The sequence below is a fragment of the Streptomyces sp. WELS2 genome, assembly GCF_013870595.1.
Lineage (GTDB): Bacteria > Actinomycetota > Actinomycetes > Streptomycetales > Streptomycetaceae > Streptomyces.
In genome coordinates, this window is record NZ_JACBWZ010000749.1 from 1 (window position 1) to 2,990 (window position 2,990).

A 2,990-nucleotide genomic window follows, 5' to 3' on the forward strand; every position below is an offset into this window, starting at 1 on the left:
CACGCTGACGGAGGACCTGCTGGAGATCTCCCGGCTGGACACCGGACGGGAGCGGCTGGAGCTGGGCACGGAGGCGCTGGGCGCGCTGGCCGAACGCGTGGTGCGGGCCTCGGGCACGGACACCGAGGTGCGGGTGGTGCGGGACGTGCGGGTGGAGACCGACCGGCGCCGGCTGGAGCGGGTGCTGGGGAACCTGGTGGCCAACGCGCACCGGCACGGGGCGCCTCCGGTGGTGCTGACCGTGGACGGGCCGGCGGTGACCGTACGGGATCACGGGCCCGGGTATCCGGAGTACCTGGTGGCCCACGGGCCGCAGCGGTTCCGCACGGAGGGCGGGGCGACCGGGCACGGGCTGGGGCTGACCATCGCGGTGGGGCAGGCGGAGGTACTGGGCGCCGCGCTGGGCTTCGGCAACGCGGTCGACGGGGGCGCGGTGGCCACGTTGCGGCTGCCCGGGGGCGGGCAGGGGGCGCGCCCGGCCCCGTAACAACGGACACAAGAGGTCCCATTTCGGTAGGTTCCGGGCATGACGAAGGCCGGAAGCACTCTGGCGGCGGCCGGCGCTCCCGCGCGCGCCGTGCGCCTTCCCCGGCGCCGGGGCGTCGAGCTGTCCCTGCTCGTGCTGGCCGTCCTGCTGTCCGTGTACGGCTACTGCGCGGTGGGGCTGGCCCGGTCCGGGACCGTGCCGCCGGGTGCCGCCGGGTACGGCGCCGGGCTCGGGGTGCTCGCCCTGTTCGCCCACATCGCGGTGCGGATCCGGGCGCCGTACGCCGATCCGCTGCCGCTGCCCATCGGGGTGCTGCTCAACGGGCTGGGCCTGGTCCTGATCTACCGGCTGGACCTGGAGACGCCGGGCGACCGGGCGGCCCCGACCCAGCTGGTGTGGTCCACGCTGGGCGTGGGGCTGTTCATCGGGGTCGTGCTGGTGCTGCGCGACCACCGGGTGCTCCAGCGGTACGCGTACGTGTGCGTGGTGGCCGCCCTCGCCCTGCTGGCGCTGCCGATCCTGTTCCCGGCGGTCAACGGGGCCCGGATCTGGATCCGGATCGCCGGGTTCTCCATCCAGCCCGGCGAGTTCGCGAAGGTGCTGCTCGCGGTGTTCTTCGCCGCCTATCTGGCCGCCAACCGCAGCGCGCTGTCGTACACCGGGCGCCGGCTGTGGCGGCTGCAGTTCCCGACCGGGCGGGTGCTGGGGCCGATCCTGACGATCTGGCTGGTGAGCGTCGGCGTACTGGTGCTGGAGCGGGACCTCGGGACCTCGCTGCTGTTCTTCGGGCTGTTCGTGGTGCTGCTGTACGTGGCCACCGGGCGCACCGGCTGGATCGCGGTCGGGCTGCTGCTCGCCGTGCTCGGCGCCGTCGCCGTGGGACGGCTGGAGCCGCACGTGGGCGCGCGGATCGAGGACTGGCTGCACCCGTTCGCCACCATCGAGGCCGGACAGGGGCCCAACCAGCTCGCCCAGTCGCTGTTCGCGTTCGCCGCCGGCGGGCTGCTCGGCACCGGGCTGGGGCTCGGGCACTCCACCCTGATCGGCTTCGCCACCAAGTCGGACTTCATCCTGGCGACGGCCGGGGAGGAGCTGGGCCTGGCCGGGCTGGCGGCGATCGTGCTGCTGTACGCGCTGCTGGTGGAGCGCGGCTACCGGGCCGGGCTGGCGCTGCGCGAGCCGTTCGGCCGGCTGCTCGCGGTCGGGCTGGCCTCGATCGTGGCGCTCCAGGTGTTCGTGATCGCGGGCGGGGTGACCGGGCTGATCCCGCTGACCGGCATGGCGATGCCGTTCCTCGCCCAGGGCGGCTCCTCGGTGGTCACCAACTGGGCGATCGTGGCGCTGCTGGTCCGGGTGAGCGACTCGGCGCGCAGCCAGTACGACGGCCGGGAGGCGCCGTGACCGAGTACGGCTCGCTGCCCGACCGGGGACGGCCGATGGCCCGGTACATCCGGCACGCCCGCGCGTTCTGCGCCCTGCTGCTGGCGGCGCTGCTGGCCAACGCGGCCCGGGTACAGGTGGTGCAGTCGCGGGAGTACGACGGCAACCCGGCCAACCGCCGGGACACGATCGCCCGTTACCAGCGGCCGCGCGGGAACATCCTGGTGGACGGCCGCCCGGTCACCGGCTCGGTGGACACCGGCGAGCAGCTGCGCTACGAACGCTCCTACCGGGACGGCCCGTTGTACGCCCCGGTCACCGGCTTCGCCTCCCAGCGGTACGGCACCACGTTCCTGGAGCACGCCGAGGACGGGGTGCTGTCCGGCTCCGATCCGCTGCTGCGGCCGCTGCCGCTGTGGAACGACTCGGGCCGGGCGCGAGGGCGCGGCGGTGACGTGGTGACGACCCTGAACCGCCGGGCGCAGGAGGCCGCGTACCGGGGTCTGGCCGGGCGCAAGGGCGCGGTGGCCGCGGTGGAGCCGGCCACGGGGCGGATCCTGGCGCTGGTGACCAGTCCGTCGTACGACCCGTCGGAGCTGTCGGGCAACAGCGAGGCGGTGGTGTCGGCGTGGGCCCGGCTCAACCACGATCCGGAGAAGCCGATGCTCAACCGGGCGGTGCGGCAGACGTATCCGCCGGGGTCGACGTTCAAGGTGGTCACCGCGGCGGCGGCGCTGGACGCGGGGGTGGTCACGGACCTGGACGAGCGGACCGACTCCCCCGACCCCTACCGGCTGCCGGGCACCACCACCCGGCTGACCAACGAGGGCGACGGCTGCGCGGACGCCTCGGTGCGGGACGCCTTCGAGTGGTCGTGCAACACGGTGTTCGCCAAGCTGGGCGTGGACGTGGGGGTGCGGGACATGGTGGCCACGGCGCAGGCGTTCGGGTTCAACGACACCGAGGTGCGCATCCCCTTCTCCGTGGCCCCCAGCACCTTCGACCCGCACGTGGACCGGGCGCAGCTGGCGCTGTCGTCGATCGGGCAGTACAACACGCGGGCCACGCCCCTGCAGATGGCGATGGTCGCGGCGGCGGTCGCCGACGGCGGGGTGCTGCGGCC

Annotated in this window: 3 protein-coding genes; all 3 read left to right on the top strand. The window is 74.3% G+C overall.

Annotated features, from left to right (window positions below; all coding sequences use genetic code 11):
- Window positions 1-487: sensor histidine kinase KdpD (locus H5J33_RS29210; RefSeq protein ID WP_181797814.1), on the top strand; the 487-nt coding region annotated here is incomplete at its 5' end.
- 39 nt (window positions 488-526) lie between these two features.
- On the top strand, window positions 527-1,888 hold the full coding sequence (locus H5J33_RS29215) for an FtsW/RodA/SpoVE family cell cycle protein (RefSeq protein ID WP_181797815.1): 1,362 nt from the start codon (window positions 527-529) through the stop codon (window positions 1,886-1,888).
- Between the two features lie 35 nt (window positions 1,889-1,923).
- A partial coding sequence (locus tag H5J33_RS29220) for a penicillin-binding transpeptidase domain-containing protein (RefSeq protein WP_181797816.1) occupies window positions 1,924-2,990 on the top strand: 1,067 nt, incomplete at its 3' end.

Excerpts from the sequence above, each read along its gene's own strand:
- H5J33_RS29215 (WP_181797815.1), top strand. The coding sequence starts at position 527 with ATGACGAAGGCCGGAAGCACTCTGGCGGCGGCCGGCGCTCCCGCGCGC.